General features: G+C 37.7%; 20 protein-coding genes. 9 read left to right on the plus strand and 11 right to left on the minus strand.

From position 1 onward, the window contains the following. Positions 1–615: 615 nt before the first annotated feature. From JNUCC51_RS16735 to JNUCC51_RS16755, 5 genes are all read left to right on the plus strand, one after another. Positions 616–1317 carry a phosphoadenylyl-sulfate reductase gene (locus tag JNUCC51_RS16735; RefSeq protein ID WP_337988965.1) on the plus strand — a complete coding sequence of 234 codons (702 nt, stop codon included), beginning with the start codon at positions 616–618 and terminating at the stop codon, positions 1315–1317. A gap of 12 nt (positions 1318–1329) precedes the next feature. Then, positions 1330–2394, plus strand: coding sequence for a sulfate permease (cysP, locus tag JNUCC51_RS16740; RefSeq protein ID WP_337988966.1), 1065 nt, complete (start codon positions 1330–1332; stop codon positions 2392–2394). Positions 2395–2640: 246 nt separating this feature from the next. Continuing rightward, positions 2641–3780 carry a sulfate adenylyltransferase gene (gene sat / locus JNUCC51_RS16745; RefSeq protein WP_337988967.1) on the plus strand — a complete coding sequence of 380 codons (1140 nt, stop codon included), beginning with the start codon at positions 2641–2643 and terminating at the stop codon, positions 3778–3780. Next, complete coding sequence (gene cysC, locus JNUCC51_RS16750) at positions 3777–4370, plus strand: adenylyl-sulfate kinase (protein WP_337988968.1); 594 nt, start codon at positions 3777–3779, stop codon at positions 4368–4370. Before sat ends, cysC begins: the two co-directional genes overlap by 4 nt. Before the next feature lie 175 nt (positions 4371–4545). Then, entirely contained in the window at positions 4546–5016 is a 471-nt protein-coding gene (locus JNUCC51_RS16755) for a GNAT family N-acetyltransferase (protein ID WP_337988969.1), read from the plus strand. 45 nt (positions 5017–5061) lie between these two features. Here JNUCC51_RS16755 and mnhG read toward each other — a convergent pair whose 3' ends face one another. From mnhG to JNUCC51_RS16790, 7 genes are read right to left on the minus strand one after another with little or no spacing between them, the layout of a single operon-like run. Further along, a complete protein-coding gene (gene mnhG / locus JNUCC51_RS16760) occupies positions 5062–5430 on the minus strand; it encodes a monovalent cation/H(+) antiporter subunit G (protein ID WP_049669147.1) in 369 nt (122 codons plus the stop codon). After that, positions 5414–5695, minus strand: coding sequence for a Na(+)/H(+) antiporter subunit F1 (locus tag JNUCC51_RS16765; RefSeq protein ID WP_049669148.1), 282 nt, complete (start codon positions 5693–5695; stop codon positions 5414–5416). Before JNUCC51_RS16765 ends, mnhG begins: the two co-directional genes overlap by 17 nt. Next, positions 5692–6171, minus strand: coding sequence for a Na+/H+ antiporter subunit E (locus tag JNUCC51_RS16770; RefSeq protein WP_337988970.1), 480 nt, complete (start codon positions 6169–6171; stop codon positions 5692–5694). The genes JNUCC51_RS16765 and JNUCC51_RS16770 overlap by 4 nt, the downstream gene beginning before the upstream one ends. Before the next feature lie 4 nt (positions 6172–6175). After that, entirely contained in the window at positions 6176–7663 is a 1488-nt protein-coding gene (locus tag JNUCC51_RS16775; RefSeq protein WP_337988971.1) for a Na+/H+ antiporter subunit D, read from the minus strand. Next, the gene (locus tag JNUCC51_RS16780) at positions 7656–7997 is read right to left on the minus strand and encodes a Na(+)/H(+) antiporter subunit C (protein ID WP_049669151.1); all 342 of its coding nucleotides are present in this window, start codon (positions 7995–7997) and stop codon (positions 7656–7658) included. The genes JNUCC51_RS16775 and JNUCC51_RS16780 overlap by 8 nt, the downstream gene beginning before the upstream one ends. Beyond that, positions 7997–8419 carry a Na(+)/H(+) antiporter subunit B gene (locus JNUCC51_RS16785; protein ID WP_337988972.1) on the minus strand — a complete coding sequence of 141 codons (423 nt, stop codon included), beginning with the start codon at positions 8417–8419 and terminating at the stop codon, positions 7997–7999. The genes JNUCC51_RS16780 and JNUCC51_RS16785 overlap by 1 nt, the downstream gene beginning before the upstream one ends. Further along, the gene (locus JNUCC51_RS16790) at positions 8406–10820 is read right to left on the minus strand and encodes a Na+/H+ antiporter subunit A (RefSeq protein ID WP_337988973.1); all 2415 of its coding nucleotides are present in this window, start codon (positions 10818–10820) and stop codon (positions 8406–8408) included. Before JNUCC51_RS16790 ends, JNUCC51_RS16785 begins: the two co-directional genes overlap by 14 nt. Before the next feature lie 153 nt (positions 10821–10973). On the opposite strand from JNUCC51_RS16790, the gene JNUCC51_RS16795 reads away from it, so the two are divergent. After that, positions 10974–11537 carry a DUF5366 family protein gene (locus JNUCC51_RS16795; RefSeq protein ID WP_337988974.1) on the plus strand — a complete coding sequence of 188 codons (564 nt, stop codon included), beginning with the start codon at positions 10974–10976 and terminating at the stop codon, positions 11535–11537. A gap of 184 nt (positions 11538–11721) precedes the next feature. Here JNUCC51_RS16795 and JNUCC51_RS16800 read toward each other — a convergent pair whose 3' ends face one another. Both JNUCC51_RS16800 and JNUCC51_RS16805 read right to left on the minus strand, forming a co-directional pair. After that, positions 11722–13572: a transglycosylase domain-containing protein gene (locus tag JNUCC51_RS16800; RefSeq protein ID WP_337988975.1), complete on the minus strand. Its 1851-nt coding sequence runs from the start codon at positions 13570–13572 to the stop codon at positions 11722–11724. Positions 13573–14122: 550 nt separating this feature from the next. Then, positions 14123–14830, minus strand: a complete 708-nt coding sequence (locus JNUCC51_RS16805; protein WP_337988976.1) for a hypothetical protein — start codon at positions 14828–14830, stop codon at positions 14123–14125. 474 nt (positions 14831–15304) lie between these two features. Between JNUCC51_RS16805 and JNUCC51_RS16810 the strand changes: the two genes are divergently transcribed. Further along, complete coding sequence (locus tag JNUCC51_RS16810; RefSeq protein WP_100542591.1) at positions 15305–15892, plus strand: peptidylprolyl isomerase; 588 nt, start codon at positions 15305–15307, stop codon at positions 15890–15892. A gap of 22 nt (positions 15893–15914) precedes the next feature. Next, a complete protein-coding gene (locus tag JNUCC51_RS16815) occupies positions 15915–16127 on the plus strand; it encodes a hypothetical protein (protein WP_337988977.1) in 213 nt (70 codons plus the stop codon). Positions 16128–16373: 246 nt separating this feature from the next. Here the strand turns inward: JNUCC51_RS16815 and JNUCC51_RS16820 are convergent, their stop codons facing one another. Then, positions 16374–17546 carry a MalY/PatB family protein gene (locus tag JNUCC51_RS16820; RefSeq protein ID WP_337988978.1) on the minus strand — a complete coding sequence of 391 codons (1173 nt, stop codon included), beginning with the start codon at positions 17544–17546 and terminating at the stop codon, positions 16374–16376. 72 nt (positions 17547–17618) lie between these two features. Here JNUCC51_RS16820 and JNUCC51_RS16825 point away from each other — a divergent pair, with 72 nt between their 5' ends. After that, positions 17619–17879 (plus strand): DUF1871 family protein, encoded by a 261-nt coding sequence (locus JNUCC51_RS16825; RefSeq protein WP_082172888.1) that lies wholly within the window; start codon positions 17619–17621, stop codon positions 17877–17879. Between the two features lie 125 nt (positions 17880–18004). Here JNUCC51_RS16825 and JNUCC51_RS16830 read toward each other — a convergent pair whose 3' ends face one another. Further along, the gene (locus tag JNUCC51_RS16830) at positions 18005–18310 is read right to left on the minus strand and encodes a hypothetical protein (RefSeq protein ID WP_337988979.1); all 306 of its coding nucleotides are present in this window, start codon (positions 18308–18310) and stop codon (positions 18005–18007) included. Positions 18311–18440 lie beyond the last annotated feature (130 nt).

Below are 18440 nucleotides of genomic sequence, written 5' to 3' on the forward strand. Positions count from 1 at the left end.
CGGATTTTGAAAGGAATGAATAAGAGGATGTTAGCCTAAAACCTTCGCATCCTGCGAAAACAGCTAACTGACCTGCATCGGTAAAAACGCCATGTCCTGTGGCATTACCGAAATGACCGACATCGTGTCGGCCCTCGTGCAGGCCTAGGCACAATTCAAAATCCGGACGCAATTACGCCAAGGCGAAATTGATTGGTTTGGTTCAAAGCTTATTTTTACATTAAACATATATTTCTTATTAGTCAACAAGGAATTAAGAAAATATTGCTTTTGATTATCATCATATGCAAGAATACAGTATGAAAATTTGGGCTCATTGAAATGATTTTTTGTAAAAAGCCTAGTTGACTACTAGGTGTACTTTAGTATATATTTGGTAATAAGAAAAATGATTGTAGAACGAGGTAGCTAATACTAGTGAACAATTAATCAATTATGCCTCGGCATAATTGCGTCCGGAATCGGCATTCATCTCACCACCTATAGAGGTGGGAAATTTCTGTAGCTGAAAGAAGTTAATAATAAGCTGGCTAGTCAAACTAGAGGCGTTTTAACGAAGACATATCTATATATGTCTTTCGTTAGAACGCCTTTTTTCGTTACGAGGAGGATTATATGCTAACATATGCAACTTGGCATGAGCCAACATTGAATTTTCAGGTAGACGAAACTTATAAGGCAGCACTGGAGGTTTTACAGTGGAGTTATGCTGAATATGGCGAGGATATCGTCTATGCATGTAGCTTTGGGATTGAGGGGATTGTCTTGATTGACCTTATTTCAAAGGTGAAACCCGATGCTACGATTATCTTTTTAGATACAGATGTTCATTTTAAGGAAACATATGAAACGATTGATAAAGTAAAAGAAAAATATCCGAAGTTGAACATTATTATGCAAAAACCAGCACTTACACTGGAACAACAAGCAGCTGAATATGGTGATGAATTATGGAAGTCTAATCCAAACAAATGCTGCGATATTCGCAAGATTGTACCGTTACATGAAGCGTTATCGGGTGCAACAGCTTGGATTTCTGGCTTACGTCGTGAACAATCACCAACCCGACAAAATACGAACTTTATCAATCTTGACGATAAATTTAAATCCATTAAAATTTGCCCACTTATTCATTGGACATGGAAGGATGTTTGGCGATATGTCTCAAAGCATAATTTGCCGTACAATCCATTGCATGATAAAGGCTATCCAAGCATCGGCTGCGAGCACTGTACAAAACCAGCATATACAATGGATGATTTACGTTCAGGCAGATGGCAGGGATCTGGGAAAACTGAGTGTGGGTTACATGAGTAAAGGAGTCTTGCCATGCTTGAATATGTAGCGATAGCGATTAGTTTATTTTTTGCGATGAATATAGGTGCTAGTGGAGCGGCAGCCTCAATGGGAGTTGCTTACGGAGCAGGTGCTATTAAAAAAGCTTGGCAAGCATTGCTTATTTGCTCAGTGGGCGTTTTTTCTGGGGCAGTTCTTGGAGGGGGAGAGGTAGTAAAAACAATCAGCTCCGGCATAATGCCACAGGAGTACATTACAGTAAAGATTGTCATTATTATTTTGATTTCTGCGACGAGCTCACTATTTTTTGCCAATCTTTTAGGCATCCCATTATCGACGAGTGAAGTGACTGTAGGAGCAGTTGTAGGTGTAGGGATTGCCTATAAAGTGTTATACATTAAGTCATTACTTGTCATCATATCATTTTGGGTAATAGTACCAATCATAGCATTTATCATAGCATTTGTCTTTGGGAAGTGGCTGTATAAATTACGAGTTAAGGGCTTGTTAAAGGATCATTTAATATTAACGATTCTCCTTGTGTTCGCTGGATTTTTTGAAGCATTTTCAGCAGGGATGAATAACGTAGCAAATGCAGTTGGACCTCTTGTTGGTGCAGGAATGATGGGTGTAACAACTGGAATATTGCTTGGCGGGGCATTTGTAGCGCTTGGCGCAATGCTGCTTGGAAAACGGGTGCTTGAAACAAACGGTAAAAAAATTATGCGCTTTGAGAAGGCAGAAGGAATATTAATATCGAGTACAGGTGCACTACTAGTCGGTATAAGCTCTATCTTTGGGCTACCAGTACCATTAACACAAGTAACATCGTCTTCGATTATCGGAATGGGGATGGCCAAAAACGGGAAACAAATTTTTCATAAGCATATTGTGAAAAAAATAATCCGTATTTGGATTGTCTCACCAATCTTTTCTTTAGCCATCTCCTATTTTTTAGTACAGCTATTCTTAGAAAAAGATTTCTATACCATCATATTAATTGGCAGTATTATTGTTGGAACGCTTGGTGTAATTAGCTTAATGCGAACAATGCGTGAAGAAGAACGCTCAATATACGATTCAGGAGAAGGGATTTAAATACCCGAAATACTATTGAATCGGCCGGGGTGTCGATCACTTTTAACGGGGAGCTGATCAAATCAGAGTTGGACCCGATCACTTTTGAAGAAAAGCCGATCAATTCATAAGGATCCACGATAAATCTCTGTAAGGGAGAAATTAATCGCAGAAGCCTCAATTTGCCTAAGATGATAAATCAATAAAATATGCAAATACGCTTAACTAAAAAACTGAATAATTCAATAAAACTAGGAGGAGATTTTGATGAGTTTACAACCACATGGTGGACTATTAGTGCAAGCCTTTAATCCAGAGAAGGATGTTACGCATATTAATAAAGTTATTGAGCTTGATGCCATTTCACTTAGTGATTTAGAGTTAATTGCTATTGGTGGTTACAGTCCGATTGAAGGATTTTTAACGCAGGAAGATTATGAATCAGTTGTTGAACATACACGTTTAGCGTCAGGCGTGGTATGGAGTATTCCGATTACATTACCAGTAACAAAGGATGTAGCGGTAACATTGCAGCCGGGTGATGAGGCAAAGTTAGTATATGGTGATGCTGTTTATGGTGTTATTGAAGTCGCGGATATTTATGAGCCAAATAAATGGAAAGAGGCATTGTTAATATATGGTACGGAGGATTTAGAGCATCCAGGTGTTAAGAAGTTGCATGAACGTCCAAGTATTTATGTGGGCGGAAAAATTACATTAGTAAAACGTCTAGAGCAGAAGTTCCCAGCCTATTCATTTGATCCGTTTGAAACACGCCAGCTTTTTGCGGAAAAGGGCTGGAAAACAATTGTTGGCTTCCAAACACGGAATCCTGTACATCGAGCACATGAATATATTCAAAAGGCAGCGCTTGAAACAATTGATGGATTATTTTTAAATCCACTAGTTGGAGAAACGAAATCAGACGATGTTTCGGCCGCAATTCGCATGGAAAGTTACGAAGTTTTACTAAAAAATTATTATCCTGAAAATCGCGTTCAATTAGGGGTATTTCCAGCTGCAATGCGTTATGCAGGACCAAAGGAAGCTATTTTCCATGCACTTGTACGAAAAAATTATGGCTGCACTCACTTTATCGTTGGGCGTGACCATGCAGGTGTTGGCGATTACTATGGCACATACGATGCACAAAAAATCTTTGAACAATTTACGGAAGATGAATTAGGAATTACTCCATTAAAATTTGAGCATAGCTTCTATTGCAACAAATGTGAGGGAATGGCAACGACGAAAACGTGTTCACATGATAGCTCGGCGCATGTCATTTTATCGGGTACTAAGGTTCGTGAAATGTTACGTAATGGCGAAGTGCCTCCAAGTACATTTAGTCGTAAAGAGGTTGTGGATGTACTAATTAAAGGGATGCGTCAGGAGGTTATAAAGTGAGTTCTAACATCGTTTGGCACGAAGCTTCTATTACGAAAGAGGAGCGTCGTACACATTACAAGCATCAAAGCTTTATTTTATGGTTCACCGGTTTATCAGCTTCAGGAAAATCTTCTGTGGCGAATGCCTTCGCACGCCGACTCTTCGAACGTGGCAATCAAGCATTTGTCTTAGATGGTGATAATGTTCGCCATGGCTTAAATAAGGATTTAGGATTTGATGAAGCGGGTCGAAAGGAAAATATACGACGTATTGGAGAAGTCTCTAAGCTTTTTGTGGAAAATGGACAAATTGTTCTAACTGCTTTTATTTCACCTTACCGAGAAGATCGTCAAGTTGTCCGTGAGCTTGTGGAAGCAGGGGAATTTATAGAGGTCTATGTAAAGTGTTCTGTTGAAACGTGTGAAAAGCGTGATCCAAAAGGTCTTTATAAAAAAGCTCGTAATGCGGAAATTCCAAACTTTACTGGGATTAGTGCACCCTATGAAGAACCGGAAAATCCGGAAATTATTTTAGACACTGAACTCCATTCTATCGAAGAATGCGTAGACCAGCTCACAGACATATTAACTTCAAAAGGATACATTTAGGCTTATCAACCACACGTTATCGTGATGAGCATATATTTAATAAATTTGTTTTCATAAAGAATCTGCTTACTTTCGAGGAGGCAGATTTTTTTGTGGAAAATTAATCTATTTTTATAGAAGGTTACCAAATGTTGTGAGATGATTAAATCATCATACGTTATAGGAGATGAAAGAAATGAGCATACATATTCAACTATTAACCGAGGATGTAGTAAACCAGAAATTATTAAATGAAATATTGGAACTTTGGAATGAAAATGCCATAGAAACGGCAGATTGTGAATTAGAGGAGAGTGAAAGGAAGGGAATTCAAGAACAGTTAGAACAATATATTCAATCAAAATATGGGGCCATTTATATAGCAACGAATGAGAATAATGAAATGATTGGTTTTGGAATGGCTTCGATCAAAAGGGATTTTATTTACGATATGAACTATGGTCAAATAGACGAAGTTTATGTAGTACCAGTATATAGAAGACAGAAGGTTGCTAAACGTTTAGTAGCTGATTTAGTGACTTGGTTTAATGATGAGCATGATACTTCAGTAGTAAATGTTTATGTAGATTTAGAAAATGACTTAGCATTAAGCTTTTGGGAAGGCATTGGTTTAGAAAAAGAATTTTTTATGCTATCAAACAATTAAAAAGTGGCCAATGAAGTCTATTCATTGGCCATTCTTTTTGAAAAGTTATTTAATGCCTTGTTCCTTTTTCATCCGGTCAATTTCAGGTCCAAGTTCGTCGTGTATTGTGCCTTTCCAAGGTTTTACGCCAGCGATGTATGAGGAGCGAGTCATAATATGCCCTCCAACAGGCCCTGTGATGAACAGGAACAGTATACCTAGTAAAATGCGGGGATTAAAGTGATCTTCAATAAGCCAAAAGTGAAAGAATACGCCAATGAGTATACACATGACGCCGAGCGTTGCACTTTTTGAAGCAGCGTGAGCGCGTGTGTACAAATCAGGTAAACGGACAAGACCAATGGCTGTCACAACAATAAATAGCACCCCTACAGAAATGAAAAAGATAACTAAACTATTAGCGAGAATTGTCACGTTTAATGATATCTCCTTTCTCTATGAATTTAGAGAAAGCAACAGTACCGATAAACGATAAAATCGCTAACAATAAAATAATCTCAAGGAAGAAGCTTGTTTCAACCAATACTGAAAACAGTCCAATGAGTGAGATTACTGACACGCCCAATGAATCCAATGCTACCACACGGTCGGATGCAGAAGGTCCTTTAACCATTCGATAAATGACTGCAATCATCGATAAGCAAATCACCACAATTGCAGTAATAATAAACGTTGTCATGATTTACTCACCTCCAAAATCGCTTTCTCAAATGAATCTCGAATTGCTGTAATCGCTTCATCGACATCACTAATATCAATGGCGTGTACATACAATGTTTTTGCATCATCTGATACGTGCACTACTACTGTACCAGGTGTTAACGTAATAAGACTTGATAATAAGGTAATTTCCCATTCCTGTGTTAAAACAGTCGGATAGGCAAAGAATGCAGGCTGCATATCCAACTTAGGCTTTAAGACCACTCGAAGAACTTGTACATTCGCTAACACTAACTCCTTAAAAAAGAGTATTGTCAGTTTAATGATTGCCCAAATGCGGTAGACGTAAAGACGAGCAGTAAAAAATCTACGCATAATAATGAGCAATATAATACCGAGAATAAACCCAATAATAAAGCCTGTTGCTGTGTAATTAGAAGAAAGGAACATCCAAACGAAGGCAAGTACAAAATTTAAAATAATTTGAAATGCCATATCTCTAATCCTCCTTCATTACAGCATCTATATATATAGATGGATCACTTAATAGTTTTGCCGCATCGTCCATAAATGGAGTAATCCATTCAGAGCCTACACCATACGCTACAGTAACGAGCACTAAAAGAACCGTAGGCACAAATAGTGTATAGTAGACTTTTTTATCGACAGTACCCGTTGTTTCTTTTTCTTCACCCCAGAAGGCATAAAGGAAAATACGAATAACCGATAATAAAACGAGAAGTGATGAAGCCAATATAAAAATACTACTCCATTTACTGCCTGCTTCAAATCCTCCCTGTACAATCAATAGCTTCCCAACGAAGCCACTAAGTGGGGGAATCCCTGCTAAACCAAATGCTGCAATTAAATAGCACCAACCGAGAGCGGGATATTTATTCATAAGACCGCCCATTTTACGTAAATCAGATGTGCCAGTAATGTAGATTACTATACCTATTAACATAAAGAGAGCTGCTTTTATAAGCATGTCATGAATTAAATAGAACATTGCACCTTTTAGGGCGATTTCATTCATTTGAGATACGCCAAATAAAATAACACCTACAGCAATGACAATATTATATATAATGATGAGCTTCACATCATGGTACGCAAGTGCACCAATACAGCCTGCAATTATTGTTGCAACTGCTAATGCCATCAGTAAATCATGTGTATATGATAAATCATGAACAAAGAACAACGTATATGTTCGAGTAATTGCATAAATACCAACCTTTGTTAGAAGTGCACCAAATAGCGTTAACACTGGTATTGGAGCTGCCGCATAAGAAGTTGGAAGCCAGAAATATAGCGGGAAAATAGCTGCTTTTAATCCAAATACCATTAAAAATAGTACAGCTATAACCGTTACAATACCTGGCTGATTGATGTCAGCAATTTTTACTGCAATGTCTGCCATGTTTAATGTACCTACTACAGAGTATAGAAAGGCAACTGTAATAACAAATAATGCAGATGAAATAACATTAATTAAAATATATTTAATGGAACCTTTAAGCTGTCCTTTTTCACCCCCAAGAACGATGAGCAAATAAGAGGCCATTAACAATACCTCGAAGAACACGAAAAGGTTAAATATATCGCCTGTCGTAAATGCCCCGTTAACCCCAGTTAAAATAAACATAACTCCAGGATAATAGAAGAAGCGTTCACGTTCCTTCGTGATGGAACCAAAGCCATACCAAACAACAAAAAGAGCGATTAGCAACGTTGTTGTGACAAGCAGTGCGGACACCATATCAGAAACCATCGTAATACCATACGGCACAGGCCAATCTCCGAACGTCACCTTTTGTATACCGTCATTTTTCACCTTTGAAAGCAATGAAATGGCTGATATAAGTGCGAGCCCTATACCAAGTAATGCGAATGAACGCTGGTATTTTAAGTTTTTTTGCCCAAACATTAAAATCATACCGAAGAAAAACGGAATGATAATCGGCAATAGAAGGAAGTTATTCATCCTCATCACTTCCTCTCATTAAGCTTATATCATCTGTCTCGAGCTCCTGATAAGAACGGTAAGCAAGTACGAGGAAGAAAGCTGTTACCCCAAAGCTAATAACAATCGCTGTTAAAATAAGCGCCTGTGGTAATGGGTCTGCAAAAGTTTTAGCCCCTTCTTTTAAAACAGGAGGTGCTTCTCCACCAAGCCCGCCCATCGTTAAAATGAGAAGATGAGCGCCATGACTTAAAAGACCTGTTCCGATAATAATACGCAATAAGCTTTTGGATAAGATTAAATAAATCGCTGCCATAAACAGAAAGCCTATGACAAACGCCATCAATATTTCCATTATTCATCCTCTCCAATCGTTTGAATAATGGTCATTGTAACGCCGACAACAACCAAATAGACACCGCTATCAAAAAGCATAGCCGTGTGTAATGACTGTTTGCCTAGAAGCGGTAAATCGAAATAATCAAAGAAATGAGTAAAAAACGGTTTACCTAAAAACATTGGGAAAGCGGCTGTTGCAAGTGCTAGTAATAAGCCAATTGCAGTTAAATACGTATAATTTATTGGTAAAACCTTACGAACCGTATTTAAATCAAAGGCAAGGACTAAGAGCACAATAGCACTCGATGTCAAAAGTCCACCAACAAAGCCGCCCCCAGGTGTGTAATGACCAGCAAGGAAAATATGAATGGAGAAGAAGAAAATAATGAAGAATACAATTTTTGTTGTAAATTGTATAATGACATCATTTGTTTTCATGTGATTTCTCCTTTCTATTCATGCGTAGCTTTATCATTGCTAAAATGGCCATTCCAGCAATACCTAGCACTGTAATTTCAAATAATGTATCGAAGCCACGGTAGTCTACTAAAATTACATTGACAATGTTTCCACCGCCGGCTTTAGAATAAACTGTTTCCTCATAATACTTCGAAATAGTTGGAATCAATTTTTGTGAATGTGCAGACAGTGCCAAAAGCGTAACCATCACACCGACTGCAATGGAAACAATTGCGCGATTTAATTGGAATCTCATGCGCTCTTCTCGTTTTCCAAGCTTAGGCAGATGATAAAATGCTAGTAAAAACAGCGCAACAGAAATCGTTTCAATGACAAGCTGTGTTAATGCTAAATCAGGAGCATTAAAGATAACGAAGAATAATGCTACTGTGTAGCCCACAGCACCAAGGCCAATAATAGCTGTTAAACGTGACTTTGCCAAAATTGTAATGGCTGTTCCAATGACTAACACCACAACTAAAATGATTTCGTAAGGACGAATAGGTGAAGTGTCTTGGAAGGAGACTGTAAAAGCATTCTTCACAAATAAAGAACCGATTACAATCGCCGCAATGCTACTAAACATATACAACAGGTAGTGACGCATAGAGCCCGTCATATAAAGACGTGATACACGATTTAATCCAACATCTAGTCCTAGCATTATCTTGTCATATGCATTATTTAACGTTAAAGCTCTTGGGAATTTTTGATAAATGCCCTGCCATTTCGGTAATGCTACAAACAATAGAACCCCAAGAAGTACTATGCCAAATGTCATGACTAATTCAGGTGTGATTTCACCATGCCAAGCAGCCACATGAATATCAATATCCTTAGGTGAATCGTATAAAAATGGCTGAATAGCTTGTACTGCTGGCTTTACAAAAGTATCCCCAACTAGGTTCGGAATAAAGAATATTGTTACGACTAATGCTGCTAAAATCATCGGCGAAATTAGCATGCCAATCGGTGCCTCGTGTGGTTTATGAGGTAATTTTTCTGGTTTATATTTACCAGTAAATGTTCTGAAAACAAAATAGAAGCTATAAACAAATGTGAAAATACTAGCAATCCAAGCGATAATTGGGAAGAGTGCTCCCCATGTATCAAAGCCGAAAAATTCAAAATTTTGCAGGGCAAGCATCGCAGTTAAAAACATTTCCTTACTTAAGAAGCCGTTAAATGGCGGTAGACCAGCCATTGATAAGCTTCCGATTGCGGCTACTGTAAAGCTAAGCGGCATAATACTCATTAAGCCACCGAGCTTACGAATATCACGCGTACCTGTTTCATGATCGACAATACCAGCAATCATGAATAGGCTTCCTTTAAACGTTGCATGGTTGATAAGGTGGAAGATTGCCGCAAAGGCAGCATATTTAATAGTATCTGTTGCCCCATTGCCATGAAACGCTAAAGCACTAGCGCCGAGCAAAGACATAATAAGTCCAAGCTGACTCACTGTAGAGAAAGCAAGGATCCCTTTTAAATCGGTTTGCTTCACTGCAAAGAACGAACCCCAGAATAGCGTTAAGATACCTACGCCTGTAACGAGCCATACCCAAAGTTCAGAAACAGCGAAAATCGGTGTAAAGCGTGCAACTAAATAAATACCCGCCTTTACCATAGTTGCGGAGTGGAGGTATGCACTAACTGGTGTTGGCGCTTCCATTGCATCTGGTAACCAAATGTAGAATGGGAATTGGGCAGATTTCGTAAATGCTCCTAGAAGTATTAAAACGAGCGACCAGGTGAACAGCGGATGCTGCACTAAATTAGGTGCCATTACAATAAGTTCACGGATTGAATACGTTCCTCCCATTATATAAAGAAGGATGAATCCTCCTAACATCATTAAGCCGCCACCGACTGTAATCATCATTGACTTAAGTGCACCAAAGCGAGAGGCATCACGAGAATACCAATAGCCGATCAATAAAAATGATGAAATAGATGTTAGCTCCCAAAAGAAGTACAGAGAAATTAAATGATCTGACTGTACTACTCCTAGCATTGCGGTCATAAATAATAATAGGTAAACATAAAAATTATGTAATTTTTCTTTATGTTTGTCTAAGTAAAAAATAGAGTAAAGTACGACCAATGAGCCAATTCCAGTAATTAGCAATGAGAATAGCAAGCTAAGTCCATCTAAATAAGAAACGATGGAAATATCGAGCGATGGAATCCAAGGAAGCTCTTGAAGAAATACTTTACCATCTGCTACTTTTCCGATATAAGATGCGTAAATAATCGCGAGTGTAGCAGGTACTGCAAGAACAAACCAGCCTGTGTGAATATTTTTAATGCTTTTATATAATAATGGCACAAATATTGCGGCAAGCATTGGAATGAAAATATAAAGTACTTGTAACAAAAAAACCCTCCTTTATGCAGGTAAGTATGTTAATTATAACGCACTTTTTGTATGAATGCATATGCACTCATATGATTTAGCTTGCGATAGTGGAAGAACCTTGGATATATTATAAATAGGAAGTTATCAATAGTAAAAGAGGAAAAAATTTTTATGAAGAACCCTTATATTTATGGTTATCTACCATTAATTACAATTTTATTGTTTAGTTTGACATTTGGGATGTATGCAGTAAGTAAATCGTTGCAAGTTTTTCATGCAATTGGTGTGTATTCCGGTATGCGTGAGTTTTTATCCGATTTCGAGCTCCGTGTATTCTTGCTAATTGTCTTTGCAGTAATCTTTTTTATGCTATTTTCAGCATTGAAATTAGTAGGGGAAACTATTCATGAGCTAGGAATGTTATTTTTCTCAAAGGATCATGATGGTGCGACAGTTAATCAAGCCCGAGGCGGATACATCATTTTATTAGTTGGGGCAATCTGTTCAGCCTTTGCTATTCAATTTATTTACGTTTTAGTAGGTATTTTTGTCTTAACCGTTTTTATCTACTTTATTTACCTTATCTATAAAATGAGTCATTATATGTCGATGGGTGGAACGATTGGCTTACTTGTATTTGAGCTTTTTATGTGGACAATACTATTAACGCTATTAGTTTATGTTGTTTTAAAATTGTATAATGGAATTTTGGCAAGTTTACCGTTTGCTCATTAAATGCCTCGGTTTCATTAAGTATTTATTACATAATTAACAATGAAAGGAGCGGCCCCAGTCTCAGGGCTGCTCCTTTTAACTTCTTTCAGCGGGTGTCCAAATACACAATGCCGATCCCTTACGCATTGTTTATCTGTGCGAAAGCGTAGCGGCAGCTACAATTATGCCGAGGTATAATTAATCTTTATTCAAGTAAAACATTAAATAGCTTGTGGTGAATCTTGTAAGCTTCTAATCTCTCCATAGATTGTGGCTTATCGTAGCCAAGCCATACTGCTGCAGTGTATTCATCATTTAATCCGGCAAGCCAGTAGTCGCGATAGTTGTTAGTTGTTCCTGTTTTGGCACCGACATAGTTACTTTTACTATAAACGCCTTGCCCGGTACCTTTAGTAACAACATCTGTAAGCATCGAACGCATGTACTTAACGGTTTTCGGTGACCAAATTTGATCGCGTGCTGAATCCCAGCTGTAAAGCTCCGTACCATCAGATGCTGTTACTTTGCGGATGCTATGAGCAAGTACATATGAGCCATCTATAAAGCTTGTATAAGCATCTGCTAGCTCAAGTGCTGTAACACCATATGTTAACCCGCCTAAAGAGGCTGAATAATCATGATCTTTTGCTACGATGGAGCGGAAATGAAAGCGATCTAAGTAACTAAAGGCTGTATCAATTCCGACTGTGTTAAATAAACGGAGAGCCGATGTATTGTAACTATTTTGAAATGCTACTCGAATTGGTACATCACCGTATTTAAAGCCGCCATAGTTTTGTGGACAAAATGAACCGACGCAATAACTGCCGCCACTTACAATAGAATCAGGTGTATGTGCTGTTGTTTCAAAGAAAGGAGCATATACTGCAAGCGGCTTAAAGGCAGAGCCTGGCTGACGTGTACCTTGAAAGGCACGATGAAAACCAAATTTTTCGTAGTTTTTCCCAGCATAAAGACTTACAACTTCACGGGATGTGTTATCAATAACTGCTCCGGCGGCTTGCAATTTGCCTGGGCCTAGAATTGCAGTCATTTTATTCTCATCATGTGCTTGTTTGTCTGGATCAAGCGCGGTATAAATCGTTAATCCATTTTGGAATAATGTATTGAGTCGATTGTCTAGCTGCGCTTTGATTTTCTTCTTCTCTTCGTCGCTTTGTGTTTTGGCAAGACGATCTGAATAGCCTTCTTTTTCTGCAACTAACCATTTAAGCTCTTGTAGGACGTAAGTACTGTACATAGGGTAGCTTTGCGCTTTACTCTTTACATTTAATGTTATCGTTTCAGCTTTATATGTAACGGCATCTTCTTTTGTTATAGCGCCACTCGTTGCGAGTGTATCTAATAACCGCTCCTGCCTCGACTTTGTTTTATCAAAGTTTTTTAAAGGATTATACAGTGAAGGGTTATTTGGAATGGCAGCAATAAATGCAATTTCTGCTATAGATAATTCTTGAAGTGGTTTTTGAAAATAATATGTAGCTGCTCCACCGATTCCATAAACTTGATTGCTAAAATAGGCTTCATTTAGATACATCGTTAATATCTCGTCTTTATTAAATTCTTTCTCAAGCTCATGAGAGTAAAAGATCTCGGTTAATTTTCGTTCATATGTTTTTTCGTCGGATAAATAACGCATACGAACAAGCTGTTGTGTAATGGTGCTAGCACCTTGAGAAGTTGAATTTGTGCTTGAGTTAGCAACAACTGCACGGACGATGGCACTGAGGTCAAAGCCGATATGCTCATAAAAATGAGCGTCCTCACTTGATATAAAAATTTCCTGGGCAATTTTTGGGATTTTCTGTAATGTTAGAGGTTGACGCCATTCGACATATTCCTCGCTAAATGTTTTCCCGTTTCGATCAATAAGTGTTACTGGAAGCTGTGGCTGTATTTCCGGTAAATGAATAGCGCTTGCAATTTGCTCCTCATGGGCTTGTGCCGCATTGATTTCTGTCCTAATGTTTGTAGTAATCCACCAAAGGACAGGTAAGGATAGTAAAATGATAAAAAAACCAAAAGCCTTTTTCATGTGTGCCTCCACTCTAAATATGAGTCACTCAACAGAATAACATAATTTGGATAGTTTCCAAATACGCGTTCCGACCTATTTGTTTTATCAAATAATTTTGCCATGAAGTTAGAGATGACGTTTGTTAAAACGTATCTTCATTTAGATAGAAGACTCCTACCTGTAAAGGTGGTGAGATGAACTCCGAAGTGATTCCTTTACAGTGAGTGTTCGAAAACTACAACTACTGAAATAGAGTAACTCAGTCTAAGAGTGCCACGTCCTATGGCATTCCTGAAATTTTCGACATCGTGTCGGCCCCTGGCACAATTCATAATCCCACGCATTGTTTAACTGAGCGAAAGCAAAGCGGCAGCGGCAAATATTTTCTGTAGCGAAAGTGAAACGGCAGCTACAAATGTTTACTGCGCGAAAGCGAAGCGTCAGCGGCAATTACTCCAAGGCGAAATTGATTAGAGTTGATTGGAGAGTATGCTGGACGACTAGCATTACAAATGAGATTCTGGAGTGTAGCAGGTAGAGGAACGAAGGCTAATAGCATCAATAAAGCTTACGCTATGTTTTCTTGTCTGTAACTTATGAAAAGTGGAATTATACATAACAATCCAAGGAGAATGGACAGGATTAAGGTGTTGATTGGATTATCTTTTACTTTTGTATCTTCTTTGTGTTTTTTTTCAAATTCTTTTACTTCTTCTGTTGTATTTACTTTATTGTTTGGAACAAATTCATTTTTATTTACATCATAGTAATAGAATCCGTGTTTGTTAAAGGTGAAAAAGCCATCTCTAACCGTCTTATATGAACTAGAAATCATCGCTAAGTCTACTTTTTCCGTATCAATCTTTGTTTTTACATATTTTTCACTTTCTGCTTTAAACAATTCTTTTTCTTTTTTTAATAAGTTTGCTGCGTCACTCTTTACTTTTTCTACATCTTGAAGTGTTGTCGCTTTTTTCAAACCCTCTTCGATTAAGGCTATTTGTTCCGTTTTCATTTTTTCTTCAAATTCTTTGGTTTTTTGCTCTAATAATGATTTATCTTCTTTTTCTGTTTTAATCAGTACCGTTTTTGTTTCTTGTTCTAATATTTTGGCGGAGTCATTTTTGTAATAATGAACTTCTTTTTTATTTTTATTATTTACTGAATTCAAGTGCTCTTCTGTAGCGATTTTTGTTGCCATGCTGGCAGATGAAAAAACGATACTCAACATACATACCGACAGACCGATTACACTTATTTTTTGTATAAATTTCATTGCAATCCCTCCGTTTTTTCTACTTTTATCCATATAGTCCATCTTTATTATCAATCAAGGGGATATATGAACAATCATAAAAAATATAAGGGGGGGCTAATATGAAAGAATATTTCTTAACCGAAGAACACTACTGTGATAACGCCTTTGTGACCAACATCGTGCCGCTGACGCTTCGCTTTCGCGCAAAAGACATCGTGCTGCTGACCCGACGTTAGCACTATGCTTTCAAAATATTTGAACTGTCGCTTCGCTAGCACAAAAAACACTTATTGGCCTAAGTGACTCATCGGAGGCCCACAGGAAATCAACCACACATTATGGTGATAAGCTTAAAAATTAAAAGTGCAAAAAATCGTCAATACTTTGGTGAAGAAAACCAGTAAGAAGTATGTTAGACTAAAATGAGGTCAGAAATGATAGTACTATCATTTTCATTGAAACTGAAATTTTACATTTAAAGGAGAGACTTCAATGTTTCCACAATTAACAACAGAAGTACTAGAAGGCGAAGTACTTGTAGAAATGAAAACAACTTTAGGTGCCATCAAAATTAAATTATTCCCAGAGCATGCACCTAAAACTGTTGAAAACTTTTTAGGCCATGCAAAATCAGGATACTATGACGGCATCATTTTCCACCGTGTAATCCAAGACTTTATGATTCAAGGAGGTGACCCAACTGGTACAGGTATGGGCGGCGAATCAATTTGGGGTAACTCTTTCGAGGATGAGTTCTCTGACAAAGTATTTAATCTTCGCGGTGCCCTTTCAATGGCAAATGCGGGTCCAAACACAAATGGTTCACAATTCTTTATCGTACAAATGAAGCACCTTCCAAGTGATATGCTTCGTCAATTACAAGGTGCTGGCTTCCCAGAAGAGATTATTGAAGCATATGCTCAAAATGGTGGTACTCCTTGGTTAGACCATAAACATACAGTATTTGGTCATGTTGTTGAAGGTATGGACATCGTTGACAAAATTGCAGACGTAGAAAAAGACATGCGTGATAAACCAGTAGAAGATGTAAAAATCGAGTCAATTACAGTTTTTGAATAATAATTGTAAGGACGTGTAAAACATGAAACATTTAATGTATCAATTTTTATATTTCCCAGAAGATAAATCAGGCTATGTACCTGCAGCTTTTGAATTTTTAATAATGCTTATATTATGTATTGTTGTCTTTACCGTTTTCCGTAAGATTTCTAAGAAACAAGAAATGAAATCAAAGGAACTCGAAGCACGTATTCTTTCAGAGAAAACTAATACAAACAATCAGCAAAATGTTTAACTGCATTCAGCGGATGTCTAAACACCCACTGAAATAGAGGAACTCAGTCATTATGCCGAGGCATAATTGATTGCACCAGATGCCTCGCTGTCTTTTATGACTGCGGGGCATCTGACTTTCTCATTAATCTTATGTCAAAATACCTCAAGTATTGTTTGTCTTCGCACCCTTCTCCATTTGAGATATATTTTCTGAACAAAAAAGGATATCTCAGAAAAACTTGAGATATCCTTCACTATTTACTTACTATTGTTCAAGTGCTTGCTTAAAGCGCTGAACACCGTCTTTCACTGTGTCAAATGAGCAAGCAACGTTCATACGTAGGAAGCCGCAACCCTCTTCGCCATATTTTGATCCTGGCTCTAATGCTAACTTGCCATTTTCCAGCAAGCGTTTCATGATTTCTTTTTCATCAAGACCTAATTCTCGGTAATCAATCCAAAGTAAATAAGTGCCTTGAGGCTTATTAATATGGATACCAGGTAATTGCCCTAATTCAGCAATCACATAGTCCATATTGTTTGAAATGTAAGTAAGCATGTCATTTAACCATGGGGAACCCTCTGTATAAGCAGCCTGAAGTGCAACAGAAGCAAAGGTATTTACTGAGCCTTGCCCACTAGCCATATGAACAGCTTCTAGGAGCATACGCTTTTCCTTATCTGGAACAATCATATAGGCAACTTGAATACCAGCTAGATTGAATGTTTTTGTAGGTGCCATGCACGTAATAATACGATCAATTTCATCACCAGCGATTTTTGCTAATGGTGTATGTTTTGAGCCATCCAACATTAAATCGGAATGAATTTCATCGGAAATAATCACTACATCATATTTTGCACATAGTCGTACGATTTCCTTTAATGTAGCTTCATCCCATACATAGCCTCCAGGATTATGTGGATTACACAATATGTAAGCTTTCACATTTTGAGCAAGTGCTTGCTCAAAGGCTTCAAAGTCGTAAATAAATGTCCCATCTTTTTCTACTAAAGGACAACTAACAATCTCTCTACCATTACTTTTTGGGATGTTAAAAAATGGCGGATAGACAGGTGGGGAAATAAGTACTTTATCTCCTGGATTTGTAAATGCCTTGATACTGTCCGCTAAAGCGGCAACAACGCCGTTACAGAAAACAATGGATTCTTTGTCAATGTGCCAATCATGATGAGCATTCTGCCAGTCTACGATCGCCTGCACTGCTTCATCACTAACAAAGCTATAGCCGAAAACAGTCTTTTCAGCATGCTCTTGTAGTGCTTTTGATACGGCTGCTGGAGCGGGGAAATCCATATCGGCTACCCACATTGGTAGTATGTCTGAAGCATCTTGTAGCCCATATACATTTTCCACTGCGTCCCATTTTACAGAGTTTGTACAACGACGTTTAATAGTTTGATCGAAATTAGACAAGCAAATCACTCTTTTCTTTTTTATTTACTATGGTATCATACGAGTATGATAAAAGGATAATAGGTGAGTATTTTGGAAAATATAAAAATGAATCAAGCAGCCGTACATCTGCTAGAGGAGTGGGATCCATTCCACTTAGGTCCAGATCATTATGATACTGAAACCGCTGATGTTGTAGCAGCATTGCAAGGTATTGATGATCCATCTACTCTTGCAAAGGTTATTCAAGAAACATATGAGCATTCGTTTGAAGAATGGATTCCATTTGAAGATTGTGTAGCCATTTCGTACAAACTTATTGCGATAAAATTTGAAGCAAAATGCATTATTTAACTTCTCCCAGTGGGTATCCAAAATGGTGTTATGCAAGCGCAAAGCCGAATTTTGACGCAATGATGCTTTTGCTTTTCTATAGAAACCGAGGTTGTCTTTCAATTTTGAGACAACCTCGTTTTTTTTTATTTAAACAACGGTAGTATCCCCTGTATGAGAATAATTAATATCGCTATTGGAGAAACATTACGAATTAATATATACCAGATATTGAACATCAGACTAGATGAGTCAAGCTCCTTACGAGAAAAGTCCTTTGTATAATAATAGCCTGCAAAGATAGAAATCAGTAAGGCTCCTGGCATACCAATACTATTCGTCAATAAGTCTACAAAGTCGAAAATAGAGCGATCTAAAATTTTCACTTCAGAATAGGATGCCGAATGATAATGCACTTGGAATACCGATGATAAAAATAATAATACCGCCAATCCAAGCGATTTTTAACTCCTAATCCTATAGCACTTCTAGCTGCAGCTATTAACCCAATTTAAGTTGCAAATTGATCTCTCGATTACACGAAATTAAACCCTCCTTATACTAAAGTTTCATTTTACCCCA

The organism is Lysinibacillus sp. JNUCC 51 (assembly GCF_015999525.1).
GTDB lineage: Bacteria > Bacillota > Bacilli > Bacillales_A > Planococcaceae > Lysinibacillus > Lysinibacillus xylanilyticus.

What these genes read in the sequence shown, in the direction of transcription:
- JNUCC51_RS16735 (WP_337988965.1), top strand. Translation starts at nt 616, where the DNA reads ATGCTAACATATGCAACTTGGCATGAGCCAACATTGAATTTTCAGGTA.
- cysP (WP_337988966.1), top strand. Translation starts at nt 1,330, where the DNA reads ATGCTTGAATATGTAGCGATAGCGATTAGTTTATTTTTTGCGATGAAT.
- sat (WP_337988967.1), top strand. Translation starts at nt 2,641, where the DNA reads ATGAGTTTACAACCACATGGTGGACTATTAGTGCAAGCCTTTAATCCA.
- JNUCC51_RS16755 (WP_337988969.1), top strand. Translation starts at nt 4,546, where the DNA reads ATGAGCATACATATTCAACTATTAACCGAGGATGTAGTAAACCAGAAA.
- JNUCC51_RS16765 (WP_049669148.1), bottom strand. Translation starts at nt 5,695, where the DNA reads ATGACAACGTTTATTATTACTGCAATTGTGGTGATTTGCTTATCGATG.
- JNUCC51_RS16770 (WP_337988970.1), bottom strand. Translation starts at nt 6,171, where the DNA reads ATGGCATTTCAAATTATTTTAAATTTTGTACTTGCCTTCGTTTGGATG.
- JNUCC51_RS16775 (WP_337988971.1), bottom strand. Translation starts at nt 7,663, where the DNA reads ATGAATAACTTCCTTCTATTGCCGATTATCATTCCGTTTTTCTTCGGT.
- JNUCC51_RS16780 (WP_049669151.1), bottom strand. Translation starts at nt 7,997, where the DNA reads ATGGAAATATTGATGGCGTTTGTCATAGGCTTTCTGTTTATGGCAGCG.
- JNUCC51_RS16785 (WP_337988972.1), bottom strand. Translation starts at nt 8,419, where the DNA reads ATGAAAACAAATGATGTCATTATACAATTTACAACAAAAATTGTATTC.
- JNUCC51_RS16795 (WP_337988974.1), top strand. Translation starts at nt 10,974, where the DNA reads ATGAAGAACCCTTATATTTATGGTTATCTACCATTAATTACAATTTTA.
- JNUCC51_RS16800 (WP_337988975.1), bottom strand. Translation starts at nt 13,572, where the DNA reads ATGAAAAAGGCTTTTGGTTTTTTTATCATTTTACTATCCTTACCTGTC.
- JNUCC51_RS16805 (WP_337988976.1), bottom strand. Translation starts at nt 14,830, where the DNA reads ATGAAATTTATACAAAAAATAAGTGTAATCGGTCTGTCGGTATGTATG.
- JNUCC51_RS16810 (WP_100542591.1), top strand. Translation starts at nt 15,305, where the DNA reads ATGTTTCCACAATTAACAACAGAAGTACTAGAAGGCGAAGTACTTGTA.
- JNUCC51_RS16815 (WP_337988977.1), top strand. Translation starts at nt 15,915, where the DNA reads ATGAAACATTTAATGTATCAATTTTTATATTTCCCAGAAGATAAATCA.